The organism is Streptomyces sp. NPDC008313, from assembly GCF_042956125.1.
Taxonomy (GTDB): Bacteria; Actinomycetota; Actinomycetes; order Streptomycetales; family Streptomycetaceae; genus Streptomyces.
Genome location: NZ_JBIBFR010000005.1, coordinates 258,983 through 277,559 on the forward strand (window position 1 = coordinate 258,983; position 18,577 = coordinate 277,559).

An 18,577-nucleotide genomic window follows, 5' to 3' on the forward strand; every position below is an offset into this window, starting at 1 on the left:
GTGGACGTGGCCGGTGCGCGCCCCGCGGTCAGAGTGCGGCGAGCAGACCGGCGAGGGGAGCGGGGACGCGGCCGGGTTCGAGTGCCTCGACGAGGACACGGCCGTAGTGGATCTTGCGGCCCTTCTTCGTGCCGAGGAAGCGGCGCACCTGCTGCCCGGCCGGGCGGTCTCGCTGCGCGGGCTGGCGCAGGAAGGTCCGCAGGGGCCGCAGGTCGCCCTCCGCCTCGACGAGTTCCGTCACCCGGGCCACGCCCAGCGCGCGGATGAGCTCGTCCTCCAGATCCGCCGCGCAGACGAAGAGGCCGGTGAGCGCCGTGCCGCCGCCCGCGAGACCGGAGGGCGCGGTACCGCTGCCGACGAGGCCGGCGGATGCCGTACGGCTGTGCGGTGCGGGGGCCGCCGGTGTCAGGGCGCGGACGTAGAAGCCCCGCTCGCGCTCGTCGCAGAGTCCCGTGAGGCGGAGGCCGAGGCCGGACGGTCCGAGGACGCGGGCGAAGCGGCCGACGTTCATCGCGCCGCCCATCGGCAGGACGCAGATCCCCTCGGCCGCCGGGTCACGGCCGTGGCGCGCGGCCAGCGCGTCGACCGCGGCCCTGTCGCTCGCGCCTTCGAGCAGGACGGCCGTACGGACGGACAGCCGCGCGGCCAGCTCGCGCGCGGGCCCGCCCGGGCCGCCGGCCGCCCACGCCGTGACCGCCGTACGGAACGCCCCCATGTCCGCCATGGAACGAGTCTCCGCCCTTCGTGGCCATGGCGGTACGGGTTTTCCCTGAGCACCGGCTGCCCGGCCTCGGCATCCCGCGAAGGCCGCGTCCCCCTGCCCGGCACCGGGCCCCACGGGGCCGCAGGGCCCGCTGGAACGACGGCGGCCGCGCGCGGGTGACGGCGGGCAGCGCTCGGGTGACGGCGGGCGTCGCGCTCAGCGGCCCAGGGCGTTCTCCCTCCGCATCCGGGTGAGCTTCTCGGGGTTGCGTACGGCGTAGAGCCCGGTGATGAGGCCGTGGTCGAGGCGCGCCGCGACCACGGTGTCGAGCTCGCCGTCGAGCCGGATGATCAGGCCGGGGTAACCGTTGACCTGGGCCGGTGCCATCGACATCTCGACGGACAGCCTGGTCAGTCCGCCGAGCAGGAGGCGGGCCACCTTGTCGGCGCCCGTGACGGGCCGCAGGACGGCCTGCTTGATGCCGCCGCCGTCGCCCAGCAGGACGACGTCCGGCGCGAGGACGTCCAGGAGGCCTTGCAGGTCACCGGTCTCGACGGCCCGCTGGAAAGCGGCGAGCGCGTCCCGGGTCTCGGGCGGGGAGACGGCCCCGCGCGGCCGGCGCGCCGCGACGTGCGCGCGGGCCCGGTGGGCGGTCTGGCGGACGGCTGCCGGGCTCTTCTCGACGGCCTCGGCGATCTCGTCGTAGCCGAGTTCGAACACCTCGCGCAGCACGAACACCGCCCGCTCGGTGGGCGTGAGCGTCTCCAGGACCAGCATCATCGCCATCGAGACGCTGTCGGCCAGCTCGACGTCGTCGGCCACGTCGGGCGCGGTCAGCAGCGGCTCGGGCAGCCAGGAGCCGACGTAGGACTCCTTGCGGCGGCCGAGCGTACGCAGCCGGGTCAGCGCCTGGCGGGTGGTGATCCGGACCAGGTACGCACGCCGGTCGCGGACCGGGCCGAGGTCGACCTCCGCCCAGCGCAGCCAGGTCTCCTGGAGGACGTCCTCGGCGTCGGCGGCCGAGCCGAGCATCTCGTAGGCGACGGTGAAGAGCAGGTTGCGGTGGGCGACGAAGGTCTCGGTGGCCGGATCCGGGTGTCCGGGGCCGTCGCCGGGCCGCCCCGCCGCCGCGCCCTCCCGCACGCGGGAACCTTCGCCCTCAGGCCCGCCCGCCCCAGGGCGCTCGCCTGCGCGCTCGCCCTCGTGCTCGTCCCCGCGCCGGCCGTCCCGCCCGCTCCCGGGGCCGCCCTCGGGCCCGCTGTGCTCGCTCGTCACCGGCAGCTCCCGCTTCTTCGCCTCCAACGGTGTCATGTGCACAGGACGCCGGTCACCGCGCTTCTGTGACGCCTCCCGAGGGTGGTCCACGTCACATCGGCGCCGCGTCACAGGGACCGGCCGGTCGGCATCTTGTGAGCGTCATCGCGGCGTGAACGAGTGCCGCGGCACACCACGAGTGAGGACGAGATCATGGACACCCGATTCAACCTGCTCGAGAACGAGCTCGCCGCCCGGTTCGCCAAGCGGTTCGCGGGCGCCGGCCTGATCGTCCACCAGTCGGCGCTGCCGAGTTCCACGCAGGAGCTGGTGTCGTTGCGGGCCAGCCAGATCAACGGCTGCGGGCACTGCATCGACATGCACACCAAGGAGGCCGCGGCCGCCGGTGAGAGCGCGGTCCGGCTCCACCTGGTCGCCGCCTGGCGGGAGTCCACGGTGTTCACGGAGGCCGAGCGGGCCGCGCTGGCACTCGCCGAGGAGGGCACCCGGCTCGCCGACGCCCACCAGGGCGTGTCCGACGAGACCTGGGCCCTGGTGCGCGAGCACTACGACGACGACCAGGTCGCCGCGCTGGTCTGCCTGGTCGCCCTCATCAACGCGGCCAACCGGCTCGCCGTGATCACGCACCAGGCGGGCGGCTCCTACGAGGCCGGCATGTTCGCCGCCGTGCTCGGCGACCAGGCGGCGGTGAGCTGACCCGGCCGCAGGGTCGAGCGGACCCGGCCGCCGGGGCGACGCGCCGAGAGTCGCCGGGGCGACGCGCTGGGGGGCCGCCGGGGCCGGAACGCCGCAAGCCGGTGAGGGACCCGTCACAGTGGAGCGGAGAACAGGGCGGCCTCACCGGCTGAGGCCTCGGGCGCGGGTAGGGAGAGACGGTTCATGGACGACTGCGGCTACGATCTGCTGGTCGTGGGGTCGGCCAACGCCGATCTGGTGATCGGTGTGGAGCGGCGGCCGGCCGCCGGCGAGACGGTGCTCGGCTCCGACCTGGCCGTCCACCCGGGCGGCAAGGGCGCCAACCAGGCGGTCGCCGCCGCCCGGCTCGGGGCCCGTACGGCCCTGCTGGCCCGGGTCGGCGACGACGCGCACGGCCGGCTGCTGCTCGACGCGCAGCGCGAGGCGGGCGTCGACACGGCCGGGGTACTCGTCGGCGGGGCGCCCACCGGGGTCGCGCTGATCACGGTGGATCCGTCCGGGGACAACAGCATCGTCGTCTCGCCGGGCGCGAACGGGCGGCTGACTCCCGAGGACGTGCGGGCGGCCGAGGGCCTGTTCCTGGCCGCCCGGGTGGTCTCCACCCAGCTGGAGATCCCGCTGCGCACCGTCTCCGCGGTCGCGGCGTCCCTCGCCCCCGGCAGCCGTCTCGTCCTGAACGCGTCGCCGCCCGTGCGGCTGCCCGCGGTGGTGCTCGCGGCCTGCGACCCGCTGATCGTGAACGAGCACGAGGCGCGGGTCGTCACCGGTGGCGCGCTCGGGGAGTCGCCCGGGGAGTGGGCGGCGGCGCTGCTCGCCCTCGGCCCGCGGTCGGTGGTGATCACGCTGGGCGCCGAGGGCGCGCTGGTGGCGGACGGATCGGGCACGGCGCGGGTGCCGTCCGTCCCGGTCGACGCCGTGGACACCACGGGGGCGGGCGACGCGTTCACCGCGGCGCTGGCCTGGCGGCTCGGAAGGGGCGAGAGCCTGCCGGCCGCCGCCGGGTACGCGGCCCGGGTGGGGGCCGCCGCGGTCACCGGGCAGGGGGCGCAGGGCTCGTTCCCCACGGCCGCCGAGGTGGCCACGCTGCCGGCCGCGTCGCTGTCCTGACGCCCCGTCCGGCGGACGGACGGCTCCGCGCCGTGCGCGTACGTCGGACTCCGCGCCGTGGGCATACGCCCCCGTGCCGTGGGCGTACTTCGAGGGGCCCGGTCCGTCGACCGGGCCCCTCGGCTTTTCCCCTCCGTCAGAACCCCCGTGATCCCCCCCGGATCCCCCCTCCGGAGGTTCTGATGCCACGTACGACCCACGAGCGGCCGGGACGGTTGCACGGCAGTCGGTGATTTTTTTCGCGGAGCCGGGGTTCTCCTCTCCCCCCGTCAGCACCGTGTCCGGGTTGTGTCGCGATCACGTCACTCCCCGGGGAACGGCGTTGCGGCTGCAACGCGTTGTGGGAGAGCATGTTCGACGTACAGTGATGCGAACGTGACAAACGGAACACCGCATACTCAACATGACATACGGGGGTGTGTGAATGAAGTTCGACATGGGATCGACGACCCTGGCGGACCTCGGCAAGAGCACGGTCGGTTCGAGCACCGACCTGGGCACGCTGATCCAGTGGCTGATCCAGGCCGCCGAGCCGCTCGAGGGCAAGTTCAACGGCTCGGGCAAGGCCGCCTTCGACTCGTTCAAGAACCGCGCGGACGAGATCACCGACGCGCTGAACGGCTCGCTGGGCGCGATCCTCGGCGGCCAGGGCGGCATGGACACCGCGTTCGGCACCGGTGACCAGGAGCAGCACGACAACGCCCACCAGAACATGGGCGCCGCCAACTTCGACGCGGCCCGCTTCGGCGCCCGATAAGCAGGGAAGAGGGGGAATCAGACGATGGGTCAGAACCAGGACCGCCGCTCGTACGACACCGGCGCCTCCAGCGAGGTGCAGGGCAGCCTGCAGAGCATCATCGGCCAGCTGGAACGCGTCCTCGGCGACCGCGACCGCGCGGTGAAGGCCGCGATGACCGAGTTCCAGGCCGACGGTGTCTCCGACGAGTACCACGGCAAGGAGATCCGCTGGAACCGCGCGGCCAACGAGGTCCGCGACATCATCCGCCTCGTGCGCACCACCCTGGAGCAGAACGACGGCACCGCCCAGGCGACGCTGGCCAAGGCCCGCGCGGCGGTCGACAACATCGGCTGATCCGGCGGGCGTTCGGCCGCGCGCCCGCACCCGCGGCCCGCGGCCGGCACCGCCGGGCGGACGACGAACGCAACCAGCGGAACCAGCACGGCGAGCACAACCAGCACGACCAGCGGGACGATGGCGGAGGACCGGCGAATGACGAGTGGTGACGGGTAGTTGTGACGGCTCAGGATTACGACAGTCAGCTGCTGGAGTCCGTGTCGGTGCGCCGGCGGCGGCTCCGGGACGCGCTGCTGTTCGGGGCGCAGCGGCAGCGGCGCTCCGTGGACGAGCGCATCGGCAAGGTGTTCGCCGGTGTGGTGATCGCCGCCGTGCTGTGCGCGGGGTGCGTGGGGTGGTCGTTCGTGTCCCACCGGGTCATCGGCAAGACCCAGAACGGCATTCCCGTGCAGCCGACTTCGGGCGTCTCCGCGACACCGTCGGCCGGGTCCTCCCCGCCGTCGCCGTCGCCCTCCGTGTCCTCTTCTGCTCGATGATAGGTTCGAAAACGTGATATCTCCGGGGGCCCTGACCAGCAAGGGGAGCGGTATCGGCGGTGGCGGGAGCGGTGGCGCCGGGAGTGTCGGACGTACCCCGCTGAGCCGCGTCACCCTGGTCGGCGAGCGACGTCGCGTCGACCTCGTCCTGCCCTCCACGGAACCGGTCGGACTGCTGCTGCCCGAGATCATGCGGCTGCTCGACGACCGCGTGGCGGGCCGGCCCGAGCTACGCCACCTCGTCACCGCCGACGGTTCCGCCCTCGCGCACGCCAGCACGCTCCAGTCGGCCGGTGTCCCGGACGGCGCGGTGCTGCGGCTGGTGCGCGCCGAGGACGCCCCGTCGGCGCCCGTGGTCCACGACGTCACCGACGAGGTGGCCGAGGACCTGGATCTGCGCGCCTGGCGCTGGCGGCCCGCCGCCCGCCGGGTCGTCGCCGGACTCGCGACCGTCGTCTGGGCGACGCTCGCGGGGGTCTTCGCCCGCTCCGAGTACGGGCACGCGGCGGTCGCCGGCACGCTGCTCGCCGTCGCCGCCGTGTGCGCGCTCGGCGGGGCGCTGCTCGGGCGCGCCGGGCGGCGCGGGCTCGCCGCGACGCTGATCGCCACCGCGGGTGCGGTGGGCGCCCTGGGCGCGTGGACGCTCGCCGGCGCACGGGACTGGTCCGGCGCGGCCGGGCCGGCGGGGGTCGCCGGGGTCCTCGTCCTGACCCTGCTGCTGCTCGGCCTGTTCACCCCGCTCGGGCGCGGCGGACTGGTCGGCGCCGGGGCCCTCGCGGCCTGCGGCCTCTGCTGGCTGGGCGCCGTCACGCTGGAGTCCGGCGCGGAGACGGGCGTCGGGCAGTCCCGTACGGGAACGCTGCTCGCCGTCGTCTCCGTCGTGGTGCTCGGTCTGCTGCCCCGGCTGGCGCTGATGGCGTCGGGGCTGTCGGGTCTCGACGACCGGCGGTCAGGCGGGGTGTCGGTGAGCCGCTATCAGGTGTCGGCGGCTCTCGCGGCCACGCACCGGGGGCTGGCGCTCGCCACGGTCACGACGGCCGTCTCGGCGGCGGTCGCCGGTGTGTTCGCGCTGCGCGACGCCACCACCTGGACGGTCGCGCTCGTCGCCGTCGCGGCGGTGGTCCTGGCGCTGCGGGCGCGCGCCTTTCCGCTGGTCGCGGAGGTCGTGGTGCTCCTGGCCGGTGCGGCCGTGCTCGTCGTGCGGCTGATCGCGGTGTGGCTGGACCAGCGCGCGGACTCGACGGGCCCGCTCGCCGTCCTCGCCGTCCTGGCGGTGCTGCCGCTGGTGGTCCTGGCCCTGCAGCCGGCCGAACATGTACGGGTACGGCTGCGGCGGGCGGGTGACACCCTCGAGTCCTTGGGTGTGATCGCCCTGTTCCCGCTGCTCCTCGGGGTGTTCGGCGTGTACGGGCGACTGCTCGACACCTTCGCTTAGGGGGACGGTGCGGACATGACGCAGGGGTCGCGGGGAGCGGAGGGGTTCCCGAACGAGCCGGAGACCGGGGCCGCCCCGGGAGCCACCGGCGCCGGATCCCCGGCCGGGGACTGGCAGCGTGACGTGCTCCGGGAACTGGGCCGCCCCGACGCGGACGCCGCACGGCGCGGCGACGGTGGCGCCTCCCGGCAGGGCGAGGCGGATGCCTTCCGGCAGGGTGACGCGGGTGCCTTCCGGCAGGGTGACGCGGGGGACGGCTCCGGGCCGGCCGCCGTGGCCCCGCCCCACGACGCCCTCGCCCGGCAGGCCGGCCCGGCGGCCCCGCCGCCGCTGCCCACGGCCCCGGATCCTCGGCCCGGCGGCCCGGCCCTGCGCCTCGTCCACCCCGTGCCCTCGGAGGAACCGGAACGCTCGCAGAGCCCGTCGGGCCCCCCGGTGGGTCCAGCCGGACCAGGTCCCGCCAGTCCCGCGGGCCCTCTGGGTTCCGAGGGCCCGGTGGGTCCCGTGGCCCCCGCGAGCCCCGTCGGCCCGCAGGGAGCGCGGGAGCCCGTGCGTCCGCCGGCCCCTCCGCATCCCGTACACCCCTCCGCCCCTGCGAACCCGGTCCCCCCGGCCCCGCCCGCTCCTTCCGGCCTCCCCGCCGTCTCCGCCACCCCGCCCTCCGACCCCCAGGGCACCCCTGGCCCGCGTCCCGGAGAGGGTGCCGCGCCGGTTCCGCGTACGCCCCGTGACCCGCGTGTCCCGGCGCCCGCGCCCGAGTCCGTGCCCACCGTCGACCCCCGGCTCGCGCGTGCCCTGGGGCGGCAGCAGCACGGGGACTCGGTGGCCCGGCGCACCGGCCGTTCGCTGCGCAGGATGACGGCGTCGGCCGCGCAGGACGTGGCCGAGGAGACGCGGATCGCCCAGGAGCTGCAGCAGCCGGTCACCACGGGCCGGGTGATCGCGGTGACGTCGATCCGGGGCGGTGTCGGGAAGTCGACGGTGTCCGCGCTGCTGGGCCGGACCTTCAACCACTACCGGCACGACCCGGTGCTCACCCTGGAGGCGGACGGCGCGCTCGGCACGCTGCCGGTGCGGATGGGCGCGGAGTCGGTCCGCTGGGCGTGCGCCGACCTGGCCGGAATCCTCGAACCGTCCATGCAGCTCACCGACGTCACCGGCTACCTGGTGCCGGTGACCGACGGCGGCTGGCTGCTGCCCGCGAGCCGGGGCCGGGTCGGCGCCCCCCTGGACATGCGGACGTACCGGACCGTGACCCTGGCGCTGCGCCGCTACTTCGCGGTGACGGTGGTGGACTGCGAGTCGCTGCCCGGTGTGGTGGCCCGTACCGCGATGGACACCGCGCACGCCCGGGTGATCGTCGCCCCGACGACCGCGGAGGGGGTGAACGGCACCCGGCAGGTCCTGGACTGGCTGGGCCAGCTGCCGCACTCCGCGCTCGCCACGACCGTCGTCGCCCTCACCGCCAATTCGCCCGACCTCATCCTGGACGCCAAGGAGGCCGCCGCCCACCTGCGGGAGGCCGGGGTCACCGTCGTCACCGTGCCCTACGACCGCCACCTGGCCGGCGGCGGCCCGATCCGCACCGACCTGCTGGGCCGGTCCACCCGCGACGCGGCGGTGCGGCTGGCCGCCGAGGCGATGCGGCGCGCCACGAGGACCCGGTGACCGGGCGGCCTCCTGGGCCTCCGGGCCACCGGGAGCCCTCCGCCCCCTCACCCGCGCTCCTCATCCCCTGACCCCAGTCACCCACCCACCGAAGAAGGCCCCCGTCCGTGACCCAGCGTCAGATCCACCGGCCCGCGCGCAGCACGCGTCCGCTCGTGTCCGCCCCGCCGCGCACGGTCGAGCCGCCGCCGAACCTGCCCGAGGGCAAAATGGGCAACGCGGCGACGGCGCTGCTGCCCATGGCCGGTGTCATGGGCTCGGTCGTGATGATGACGGTGGTCCGCAACAGCCAGTTCGCCGCGCTCGGCGCGGTGGTGCTGGTCATCGCGCTGCTCGGCGCGGTCGGCCTGTTCCTGTCGCAGCGCGGCAAGGCGCAGCGGACCCGGCGCACCCAGCGCGAGCGGTATCTGGAGTATCTGGAGGAGCTGCGCGAGGAGTTCGGCGAGGGCGAGCGGGAGCTGCGCCGGCTGTCGCGGGAGCTCAACGCGCCGCCGCAGGCCCTGTACGACCTGGTGCGCGACCCGGCGCGACTGTGGGAGCGGCGGCGGCAGGACGCGGACTTCCTGCGGGTGCGGGTGGGCACCGGCGACATACCCGTGCAGGAGCTGTCGGTCGGGCAGAACAGCGCCGGCGGGGTGCTGACGCCGCCCGACCCGTTCATGCTGAACGAGGCGCGGGCGCTGCTCGGGCGGTTCTCGGTCGCCGGTGACTGCCCGCTGACGGTGCCGCTGGACCGGGCGGGCAACGTGAGCGTCGTCGGCGACCGGGAGGGCGTGCTGCGGGTGGCGCGGGCCCTGCTGGTGCAGACGGCGGTCACGCACGCGCCGGACGACGTGGCCGTGGCCCTCGGGGTGCCCGGGGAGAAGCTGGCCGACTGGGAGTGGGCGAAGTGGCTGCCGCACGTCCTGGACGACCTGGAGCACGACGGCCCGGTGGCCGCCCGCCGGATCGCGCCGAGTCTGCCGCAGCTGGCCCGGCTGTGCCGGCACGACCTGGGGCAGCGCGCCTCGTACGCGGCGGAGGTGCGCCGGGGCCTGTCCGACCGCAACGCGCTGCGGCTGACCGGCCGGCTGCTGGTGATCAGTGACGAGTACGGGGAGACGGCGGCCGAGCTGCCCCGGCCGGACTCGGCGGTGGACCTCGCCGACATGGGCGTCACCGTGCTGCACCTGCTGGAGCGGCAGGTGCACGAGCCGGACCAGGTGACGGTCCGTATCACCGTCGACGGCGACCAGGTCGTCGTGGAGGACCTGCGCGGGCCCGGCCCGCAGGCGGCCCCGGGCGCGGCACAGGCCCCGGCCGCCCGGGGCACGTCGGACGAGGTGTCCGTCGCCGGCGCGGAGGGCCTGGCCCGGCTGCTGGCGCCGCTGCGGCTGTCCGCCGAGTCCGCGGCCGAGGGCACCCCGGTCTCCGGCCCGGTGGACTTCCCGGGGCTGCTGGGCGTCGAGGACCCGGCGGTGCTGGACGTGACCCGGATGTGGGCGCCGCGCGGGGAACGCGAGTTCCTGCGCGTGCCGATCGGCCTGACCGACCGTCACGAGCCGGTGCTGCTCGACCTGAAGGAGTCGTCCGAGCTGGGCATGGGCCCGCACGGGCTGTGCGTGGGCGCCACCGGTTCCGGCAAGAGCGAGCTGCTGCGCACCCTGGTCCTGGCGCTGACCGCCACGCACTCCCCCGAGGACCTGGCGCTCGTCCTGGTCGACTACAAGGGCGGCGCCACGTTCGCCCCGTTCACCGGTCTCCCGCACGTGGCCGGTGTCATCACCAACCTGGAGAACCAGGCCGGACTCGTCGAGCGCGTCCACACCTCCCTCGCCGGGGAGGTCAAGCGCCGCCAGCAGGTGCTCAAGGACGCGGGCAACGTCGCCGACATCGGGCACTACGCGGCCCTGCGCGCGGACGGGCGCCCCGACCTGGACCCGCTGCCCCACCTGTTCGTCGTCATCGACGAGTTCGGTGAACTCCTCACCGCGAAGCCCGACTTCATCGACCTGTTCCTGTCCATCGGCCGGATCGGCCGGTCCATCGGCGTCCATCTGCTGCTGTCGAGCCAGCGCATCGAGGGCGGCAGGCTGAAGGGCCTGGACACCTATCTGTCGTACCGGCTCGGGCTGCGCACCTTCTCCGCCGACGAGTCGCGCACGGTCCTCGACACCACCGACGCCTTCCACCTGCCGCCGCTGCCCGGCTTCGGCTACCTGAAGGTGGACACCTCCACGTACGAGCGGTTCAAGGCGGGCTACGTCTCCGGTGCCTACCGGGGGCCCGCGCTGCGGGAGGCGGCCGACGACACGCCGCTGGTCCTGCCGTACCCGACGTTCAACACGCTGGAGGCGCCGCGGACCGAGGCCGCCGGCGAGGGGCCCGTCGCGACGAAGCGGGAGACCGGTCCGACCGTGATGTCGGTGATGGTCGACCAGCTCGCCGCGGCCGCCGGACCGGTGCGCCGGATCTGGCTGCCGCCGCTGCCGGACGCCGTCGCCCTCGACTCCACCGCCGGACCGGTCCAGGTCTCCGAACGCGGGCTGCACCTCGCGGGGCCGACCCGGCCGATGCGGGTGCCGCTGGGCGTCCTCGACGACCCGGCGCGCCAGTGGCAGGGCCGCTGGGAGCTGGACCTGACGGTCGCAGGCGGCCACGTCGCCGTGATCGGCGGCCCGCAGTCCGGCAAGACCACGCTGCTGCGCACCCTCGCGCTGTCCCTGGCCACCACCCACACCCCGTACGACGTCGCCGTGTACGGCCTCGACCTGGTCGGCGGCGGGCTGAGCGCGCTGGCGGGGCTGCCGCACGTCGGCGGGATCGCGGGCCGCGCCGACCACGAGCGGGCCGCCCGTACGGTCGCCGAGGTCCGCGGTGTGCTGGACGCGCGCGAGGAGCTGTTCCGCGAGCACGGCATCGACTCCGTGGACCAGCTGCGCGCCCTGCGTGCCGCGGGGAAGCTGCCGGAGCTCGGCTCGACCGACGTGGTGCTGCTCGTCGACGGGTTCGGCGCGCTGCGCGACGAGTTCGACGACCTCGACGACGCGGTGGCCGACCTCCTCAAGCGCGGCGGCGGCTACGGCATCCACGTGGTGGCCGGCATGCTCCGCTGGAACGACGTCCGCATCGCCACCCAGTCCATGTTCGGCACCCGGGTCGAGCTGCGGCTCAACGACCCGGCCGACTCGTCCGTGGACCGCAAGCTGTCCGAGACGCTCGCCCCGGACACCCCGGGCCGGGTGCTGACCGACACGAAGCTGTTCGCGCAGGCCGCGCTGCCCCGTCTGGACGGCTCGACGTCCACGGGCGACCTCGGCCCCGCCCTGGAGGACGCCGCCCGGACGATCCGGGCGACCTGGCACGGCGAACTGGCGTCCCCGGTGCGGGTGCTGCCGACCCGGCTGCCGGCCGAGCGGCTGCCGTCCCCGGCCGCCGAGCCCCGCCGGGTGCCGCTCGGCGTCGACCAGGACGCGCTCGCGCCCGCCCTGCTCGACCTGTTCGGCGCGGACCAGCACCTGCTGGTCCTCGGCGACAACGAGTGCGGCAAGACCAACCTGCTGAAGCTGATCGCCCGGCAGCTCGTCGCCCGCCACTCGGACGAGGAGCTGGTCTTCGGCGTCTTCGACCCGCGCCGGGGCCTGCGCGGGGTGGTCCCGGAGGCGTACCGCGGGGGCTACGCCCACAACGCGAAGCTCGCCGCCGCGCTGTCCGGCGGGATCGCCGCCGAGCTGGAGAAGCGGCTGCCGGAGACCGCCGACCCGGACGCGGTCACCGACGAACCGTCGTTCACCGGGCCGCGGATCGTGATCCTCGTCGACGACTACGACATCCTCACCACGGCGGGGCAGCAGCCCCTGGCGCCGTTCCTGCCGTACGTGTCGTCCGCGCAGGACATCGGTCTGCACTTCGTCGTCGCCCGGCGCGTCGCCGGCGCCTCCCGGGCGCTGTACGAGCCGCTGCTGACGACGCTGCGGGAGACCGGGACGACGGCGCTGGTGATGACCGGCGACCGTACGGAGGGCCAGCTCTTCCCCGGTTTCTACGCCTCCGCGCAGCCGCCGGGCCGGGGCACGCTGATCCGGCGCGGCCGCAGCCACCAGCTCATACAGACCGCCCTCACCGACGAAGAGGCCCGCACCCCGTGACCAAGGACGTCATCGCCCTCACCCCGAAGATGCCCGACACCTGGTCCCTGGTGGCCGGCCTGTACGCGGGCGGCCCCGACCTGGAGCTGACCGCGGCCGCCGACGGCGCCGTGCTCCAGCTGAGCGGACCCGGCGGCCGTCCCCTGGTCTCCGTCGAGGCACCCGTCCTGGTCCAGGTGCCGGGCGAGGCCGGACGGCTGCTCGGCCAGGACGTGCCCGTGCCGTTCTGGTGGACGGAGGCCCGCGCCGCGACGGCCGTACCGGAGGCCGAACGGCTCGCCGGGGCGGTGTGCGGGCGGCTGAACGCCCTGCTCGGCGGCACGACCTGGCCCCCCGGGGCCGCCGGTACCGACGTCGTCGACCTCGACGGTGTCACGGCCTCCGACACGGTCCGCCCCACGGTGGACGTGGTGACCGAGAGCACGGCCGTCGTCCTCGTCGACCGTCCGGTGGTCGCGGTGACGTCCTGGCTGTCGGAGATCTTCCGGGTCACCGCCGCCGGCGGCCGCGCGCTGCACATCGTCACCCCGCCCCATGTGCGCCTCAGCGCCCCCGCCCGGACCCTGCTCGCACAGGCCCCCAACCGCTGGGTCGTCCAGGACCCGGACGCCGGGTATCACGACGGGCTGTCGGGCGCGGTGCTGCACTGGAAGGGCGGCACGTTCGCGCCGGTGCTGCGGCCGACGGCCGACGGGACCGGGGTGGAGGGGTCGGTGGCCGAGGCGTTCGCCAGGACGGCGCCCGCCGGGGAACGGCAGCTCGTCGTCGCGATCCGGACCCGGCTGCCCGCCGACGAACGGCTCGTCCTCGGGCGGGCGCTGGAGAGTGCCTGGGAGGCGCTGACCGGCGCGGCCCCGGCCGGCTGGGGCACGGCGGAACCCGTGAACCTGCCCTGGTCGACCCGTCAGCTCACCGACCTCGCCCGCGACCGCGCGCCCGAGCCCAGCGCGTTCGTCGTGGTCGGCGACCCCGGCCGGCCCGCCGTCGCCACGATGCGCGTGACCCGGACGAGCGCGGGCGTGGAGGAGGACATCACCCTCACCCTCGGCTTCGGGGAGGACGAGGCCATCCCGCTGGACGCGCTGGAGGGGCTGGCCGGGACGCTCGTCGCCAAGCACGGCCTCGTCACCATGCTCACCTCGCTGCGGGCCGCCCGCCGGGACCTGACGGCTCCCCCGCGGCTGGAGGCCCCGCCGGTCCCGTACACCTTCACCCTGGGCCCGGCCGACGTGAGTGCCATCGGCGTCGGTCACGCCCGCCGGCCCCCGCTGGCCCTGAGCCCGGTCCCGCTCGGCCCGGCGGCCGCCCCCGGTCTGCACTATCCGCTGGGCGACGCCCTGGACCCCGAGGCGTGGCCCCGCTTCCGGCGGCTGACGGCGCACCTCGGGGCCGTGTGACGAATCCGCGGGTACGGGGCGGGGGGCGCCCGCGTGGACGGGTCGCCCTCCCCCGGCCCTGCGGCGCGCGGACTCCCGGCCCTACAGCGCGTGGGCCACGTACCGTGCCGCCGTCTCGGCCAGCACCTCCCGTCCGTCGCGCGCCCACAGCGCGTCGTTGAACAGCTCGACCTCGACGGGCCCGGAGTACCCGGCCGCGTCCACGAGACCGCGCCACTCCCGCATGTCGACGGCGCCGTCACCGACCTGTCCGCGGCCGTTGAGGACACCCTCGGGCAGCGGGGTCGTCCAGTCGGCGAGCTGGAAGGTGTGGATGCGGCCGCCCGCGCCGGCGCGGGCGATCTGCGCGGGCGCCGTGTCGTCCCACCAGACGTGGTAGGTGTCCACGGCCACCCCGACCTGCTCCGCCGGGAAGCGTTCCGCCAGGTCCAGGGCCTGGGCGAGGGTGGAGACGACGCAGCGGTCGGCGGCGTACATCGGGTGCAGCGGCTCGATGGCCAGCCGTACGCCCCGCCCGGCGGCGTACGGGCCCAGCTCGCCGAGCGCGTCGGCGATGCGCTCCCGGGCGCCGCGCAGGTCCTTCGACCCGGCGGGCAGCCCCCCGGAGACCAGCACCAGGGTGTCCGTGCCGAGCGCCGCCGCCTCGTCGACGGCGGCCCTGTTGTCCGCCAGGGCCCGGGCCCGCTCGTCCGCGTCGATCGCGGTGAGGAATCCGCCCCGGCACAGCGTGGTGACCGCGAGCCCGGCGTCCCGGACCAGCCTGGCGGCCGCCTTGACCCCGAAGTCCTGGACGGGCTCCCGCCACAGACCCACGCCGGGCACGCCCAGCTCCCCGCAGGCCGCGGCGAGTTCGGGGAGCGACAGCTGTCTCACGGTCATCTGGTTGATGCTGAAGCGGGCCAGGCCGGCGGGGTCCGCCGGACGGTCCACCGCGGGGACCTTCGGCCGGTCGTCCAAGTCGCTCACCGGTCCACCCCGTACGTCGTCAGCAGGTTCCTCATCCGGCTCTCCGCGAGCGCCGGGTCCGGGAACAGGCCCAGCCCGTCCGCCAGTTCGTACGCCCGCGCGAGGTGCGGCAGCGAGCGGGCCGACTGAAGTCCGCCGACCATCGTGAAGTGCGACTGGTGGCCCGCGAGCCAGGCCAGCAGCACGACGCCCGTCTTGTAGAAGCGGGTCGGCGCCGTGAAGAGGTGGCGGGACAGCTCCACCGTGGGGTCGAGGAGTTCCCGGAACCCCTTCGCGTCCCCCGTGTCCAGGACCCGTACGGCCTCGGCGGCCAGCGGGCCGATCGGGTCGAAGATGCCCAGCAGGGCGTGGCTGAAGCCGTGTTCGTCACCGGCGATCAGCTCGGGGTAGTGGAAGTCGTCGCCGGTGTAGCAGCGCACCCCCTGGGGCAGCCGGCGCCGCAGGCCGGTCTCCCGCCGGGCGTCGAGCAGGGAGATCTTGACGCCGTCCACCTTGTCGGGGTGGGCGGCGACGACCTCCAGGAAGGTGCCGGTCGCCGCGTCCAGGTCCGCGGAGCCCCAGTAGCCCTCCAGCGCCGGGTCGAACATGGGGCCGAGCCAGTGCAGGATCACCGGTTCGGACGCCTGCCGCAGCAGGCGCCCGTACACCTCCAGGTAGTCCTCGGGCCCCCTCGCCGCCGCGGCCAGCGCCCGCGACGCCATGAGGATCGCCTGCGCGCCCGTCCCCTCCACGAGCGCGAGCTGCTCCTCGTAGGCCGCGCGGACCTCGTCGAGGGTGCCCGAGGCGATCTGGTCGGTGCCGACGCCGCAGGCGATCCGGCCGCCGACGGCCTGGGCCTCGGCCGCCGAACGCCGGATCAGCTCGGCGGCTCCCGCCCAGTCCAGGCCCATCCCGCGCTGCGCGGTGTCCATCGCCTCGGCGACGCCCAGCCCGTGGGACCACAGGTGGCGCCGGAAGGCGAGGGTCGCGTCCCAGTCGACGGCGGCCGGGGAGTCCGGCGAGACGTCCGCGTACGGGTCGGCCACGACGTGCGCGGCGGAGAAGACCGTGCGGGAGGTGAGCGGGGCTCCGGTGGCGGGCGCGAACGGCTCGGCGCGGGGCGTGTACGCGCGCAGCCCGCCGCGCGCGTCGGGCAGGTGGAGGGTCACGGCGCGATCTCCGGTACGGCGAGACGACGGCCCTGCGCGCAGGACCTGAGGCCGAGTTCGGCGAGCTGGACGCCGCGGGCGCCGGCCAGCAGGTCCCAGTGGTAGGGGGCGTCGGCGTAGACGTGGCGCAGGAACAGCTCCCACTGGGCCTTGAAGCCGTTGTCGAACCCACCGTTGTCAGGGACCTCCTGCCACTGGTCGCGGAAGGCCTCGGTGGCGGGGATGTCCGGGTTCCACACCGGCTTGGGGGTGGCGCTGCGGTGCTGGACGCGGCAGTTGCGCAGCCCGGCGACGGCCGAGCCCTCGGTCCCGTCGACCTGGAACTCGACCAGCTCGTCCCGGTTGACGCGCACGGCCCAGGACGAGTTGATCTGCGCGACGGCGCCGCCCTCCAGCTCGAAGATGCCGTACGCGGCGTCGTCGGCCGTGGCGTCGTACGGCTTGTCCTCCTCGTCCCACCGCTGCGGGATGTGGGTCGCGGTGAGCGCCTGTACGGAGGTGACGCGGCCGAACAGCTCGTGCAGGACGTACTCCCAGTGCGGGAACATGTCGACGACGATGCCGCCGCCGTCCTCGGAGCGGTAGTTCCAGGAGGGCCGCTGGGCGGACTGCCAGTCGCCCTCGAACACCCAGTAGCCGAACTCGCCGCGCACGGACAGGATCCGCCCGAAGAAGCCGCCGTCGACGAGCCGCTTCAGCTTGAGCAGTCCGGGGAGGAACAGCTTGTCCTGGACGACGCCGTGCCTGACGCCCGCGGCGTTCGCGAGGCGGGCCAGCTCCAGGGCGCCGTCGAGGCCGGTGGCGGTGGGCTTCTCGGTGTAGATGTGCTTGCCGGCCCCGATCGCCGCCTTGATCGCCTCCTCGCGGGCGGAGGTGACCTGCGCGTCGAAGTAGAGGTCCACGGCCGGGTCGGCGAGGACGGCGTCCAGGTCGGTCGACCAGTGCTCCAGACCGTGCCGCCCGGCGAGCGCCCGCAGCGCGTGCTCGCGGCGGCCCACGAGGACCGGTTCGGGCCACAGCACGGTGCCGTCGCCCAGGTCGAGCCCGCCCTGCTCGCGCAGGGCGAGGATCGAGCGGACGAGGTGCTGGCGGTACCCCATGCGCCCCGTCACACCGTTCATGGCGATGCGCACCGTCTTGCGTGTCACGTCTTTCCCTTCGTACGCGTGTCCGCGCCGCGTACACCCCGGAGGGAAGGAGGTAGCAAGCGCTTTCTATGTGTCAAGAAGCTAACCTCTGTCCAGCGGATCGGACAAGACCATGACGTCGACGAGATGTTCACGGCGGGCGACTGGACGCGGCGGCGCCGGACCGGTCGGATGGACCCGCGCCGCCGACGAGGACGACGACGCGGGCGACGACGCGAGCGAGCTGGGGACGAGGGCGAGAGATGCGCGACCGGAGGACGACGAGATGACCGTGACCCTGGCGGACGTGGCGGCCCGCGCACAGGTCTCACCCGCGACCGTGTCCCGGGTGCTGAACGGCAACTACCCGGTCGCCGCGTCCACCCGCGAGCGGGTGCTCAAGGCGGTGAACGACCTGGACTACGTGCTCAACGGGCCCGCGAGTTCACTGGCCGCCGCCACCTCCGACCTGGTCGGCATCCTGGTCAACGACATCGCCGACCCCTTCTTCGGGATCATGGCGAGCGCGATCCAGTCGGAGATCGGCGGACCGGGCGGACGCGCGGGCGGCGAACGGCTCGCCGTCGTCTGCAACACGGGCGGCTCCCCCGAGCGCGAGCTGACCTACCTCACGCTCCTGCAGCGCCAGCGCGCCGCCGCCGTCGTCCTCACCGGCGGCGCCATCGAGGACCCCACGCACGGGGCGGCGGTCTCCGCGAAGCTGCGGCGGCTCGCCGAGGCGGGCACCCGGGTCGTGCTCTGCGGGCGGCCGCCCGCCTCCGACGCCGAGGCGATCGCGCTCACCTTCGACAACCACGGGGGCGGCCGGCGGCTCACCGAGCACCTGATCGGGCTCGGGCACCGGCGCGTCGGCTACATCGCGGGCCCGCGGGAGCGGACCACGACCCGGCACCGGCTGGAGGGGCACAGGGACGCGCTCGCCACGCACGGGATCGAGGACGACCCGGCGTGGACGGTGTACGGGCGTTACGACCGCCGTTCCGGTTACGAGGCGACGCTCGAACTCCTGCGCCGCGAACCGTCCCTGACCGCCGTCGTCGCGGCGAACGACTCGGTCGCGCTGGGCACGTGCGCGGCGCTGCGCGACTCCGGCCTGCGCATCCCGGACGACGTGTCGGTCGCCGGCTTCGACGACCTGCCGTTCAGCGTCGACGCGGTCCCCGCGCTCACGACCGTACGGCTGCCGCTGGCCGAGGCGGGCGCCCGCGCGGGCCGCATCGCCATGAGCCGCGAGGACCCGCCCCCGGGCGGCATCGCCACCATCAGCGGCGAACTGATGGTCCGGGGCTCCACGGCCGCCCCGCGCGCCTGAGGCACCCCTGACCGGCGGGGCGC

General features: G+C 75.0%; 15 protein-coding genes. 10 read left to right on the plus strand and 5 right to left on the minus strand.

The annotated features are described in order from the left end of the window. Window positions 1-28 precede the first annotated feature (28 nt). Together ACFY93_RS09405 and ACFY93_RS09410 are read right to left on the minus strand one after the other, a co-directional pair. On the minus strand, window positions 29-724 hold the full coding sequence (locus ACFY93_RS09405; protein ID WP_391355297.1) for a TOPRIM nucleotidyl transferase/hydrolase domain-containing protein: 696 nt from the start codon (window positions 722-724) through the stop codon (window positions 29-31). A gap of 195 nt (window positions 725-919) precedes the next feature. Beyond that, complete coding sequence (locus ACFY93_RS09410) at window positions 920-2,014, minus strand: RNA polymerase sigma-70 factor (RefSeq protein ID WP_391355299.1); 1,095 nt, start codon at window positions 2,012-2,014, stop codon at window positions 920-922. A gap of 156 nt (window positions 2,015-2,170) precedes the next feature. Here ACFY93_RS09410 and ACFY93_RS09415 point away from each other — a divergent pair, with 156 nt between their 5' ends. The 9 genes from ACFY93_RS09415 (at window position 2,171) to ACFY93_RS09455 (ending at window position 13,980) form a co-directional block, all read left to right on the plus strand. Next, complete coding sequence (locus ACFY93_RS09415; protein WP_391355302.1) at window positions 2,171-2,674, plus strand: carboxymuconolactone decarboxylase family protein; 504 nt, start codon at window positions 2,171-2,173, stop codon at window positions 2,672-2,674. 183 nt (window positions 2,675-2,857) lie between these two features. Then, window positions 2,858-3,781 (plus strand): PfkB family carbohydrate kinase, encoded by a 924-nt coding sequence (locus tag ACFY93_RS09420; RefSeq protein WP_391355304.1) that lies wholly within the window; start codon window positions 2,858-2,860, stop codon window positions 3,779-3,781. Window positions 3,782-4,205: 424 nt separating this feature from the next. Next, window positions 4,206-4,538, plus strand: coding sequence for a hypothetical protein (locus tag ACFY93_RS09425; protein ID WP_391355307.1), 333 nt, complete (start codon window positions 4,206-4,208; stop codon window positions 4,536-4,538). A 24-nt stretch (window positions 4,539-4,562) separates the two neighbouring features. Further along, the gene (locus ACFY93_RS09430; protein WP_391355310.1) at window positions 4,563-4,874 is read left to right on the plus strand and encodes a pore-forming ESAT-6 family protein; all 312 of its coding nucleotides are present in this window, start codon (window positions 4,563-4,565) and stop codon (window positions 4,872-4,874) included. Window positions 4,875-5,035: 161 nt separating this feature from the next. Then, window positions 5,036-5,353: a hypothetical protein gene (locus tag ACFY93_RS09435; RefSeq protein WP_391355312.1), complete on the plus strand. Its 318-nt coding sequence runs from the start codon at window positions 5,036-5,038 to the stop codon at window positions 5,351-5,353. A gap of 100 nt (window positions 5,354-5,453) precedes the next feature. Next, the gene (eccD, locus tag ACFY93_RS09440; protein WP_391355510.1) at window positions 5,454-6,788 is read left to right on the plus strand and encodes a type VII secretion integral membrane protein EccD; all 1,335 of its coding nucleotides are present in this window, start codon (window positions 5,454-5,456) and stop codon (window positions 6,786-6,788) included. Between the two features lie 762 nt (window positions 6,789-7,550). Beyond that, entirely contained in the window at window positions 7,551-8,456 is a 906-nt protein-coding gene (locus ACFY93_RS09445; RefSeq protein ID WP_391355315.1) for a type VII secretion protein, read from the plus strand. A gap of 107 nt (window positions 8,457-8,563) precedes the next feature. Then, the gene (gene eccCa / locus ACFY93_RS09450) at window positions 8,564-12,583 is read left to right on the plus strand and encodes a type VII secretion protein EccCa (RefSeq protein ID WP_391355318.1); all 4,020 of its coding nucleotides are present in this window, start codon (window positions 8,564-8,566) and stop codon (window positions 12,581-12,583) included. Continuing rightward, window positions 12,580-13,980: a DUF6177 family protein gene (locus ACFY93_RS09455; RefSeq protein ID WP_391355321.1), complete on the plus strand. Its 1,401-nt coding sequence runs from the start codon at window positions 12,580-12,582 to the stop codon at window positions 13,978-13,980. The genes eccCa and ACFY93_RS09455 overlap by 4 nt, the downstream gene beginning before the upstream one ends. Before the next feature lie 81 nt (window positions 13,981-14,061). Here ACFY93_RS09455 and ACFY93_RS09460 read toward each other — a convergent pair whose 3' ends face one another. From ACFY93_RS09460 to ACFY93_RS09470, 3 genes are all read right to left on the minus strand, one after another. Then, the gene (locus ACFY93_RS09460; RefSeq protein ID WP_391355513.1) at window positions 14,062-14,859 is read right to left on the minus strand and encodes a TIM barrel protein; all 798 of its coding nucleotides are present in this window, start codon (window positions 14,857-14,859) and stop codon (window positions 14,062-14,064) included. A gap of 83 nt (window positions 14,860-14,942) precedes the next feature. Next, window positions 14,943-16,094, minus strand: coding sequence for a DUF993 family protein (locus tag ACFY93_RS09465; protein WP_391355324.1), 1,152 nt, complete (start codon window positions 16,092-16,094; stop codon window positions 14,943-14,945). Next, window positions 16,091-17,242, minus strand: coding sequence for a Gfo/Idh/MocA family oxidoreductase (locus tag ACFY93_RS09470; protein WP_391355326.1), 1,152 nt, complete (start codon window positions 17,240-17,242; stop codon window positions 16,091-16,093). Before ACFY93_RS09470 ends, ACFY93_RS09465 begins: the two co-directional genes overlap by 4 nt. Before the next feature lie 265 nt (window positions 17,243-17,507). Between ACFY93_RS09470 and ACFY93_RS09475 the strand changes: the two genes are divergently transcribed. Further along, entirely contained in the window at window positions 17,508-18,554 is a 1,047-nt protein-coding gene (locus ACFY93_RS09475) for a substrate-binding domain-containing protein (RefSeq protein WP_391355516.1), read from the plus strand. Window positions 18,555-18,577 lie beyond the last annotated feature (23 nt).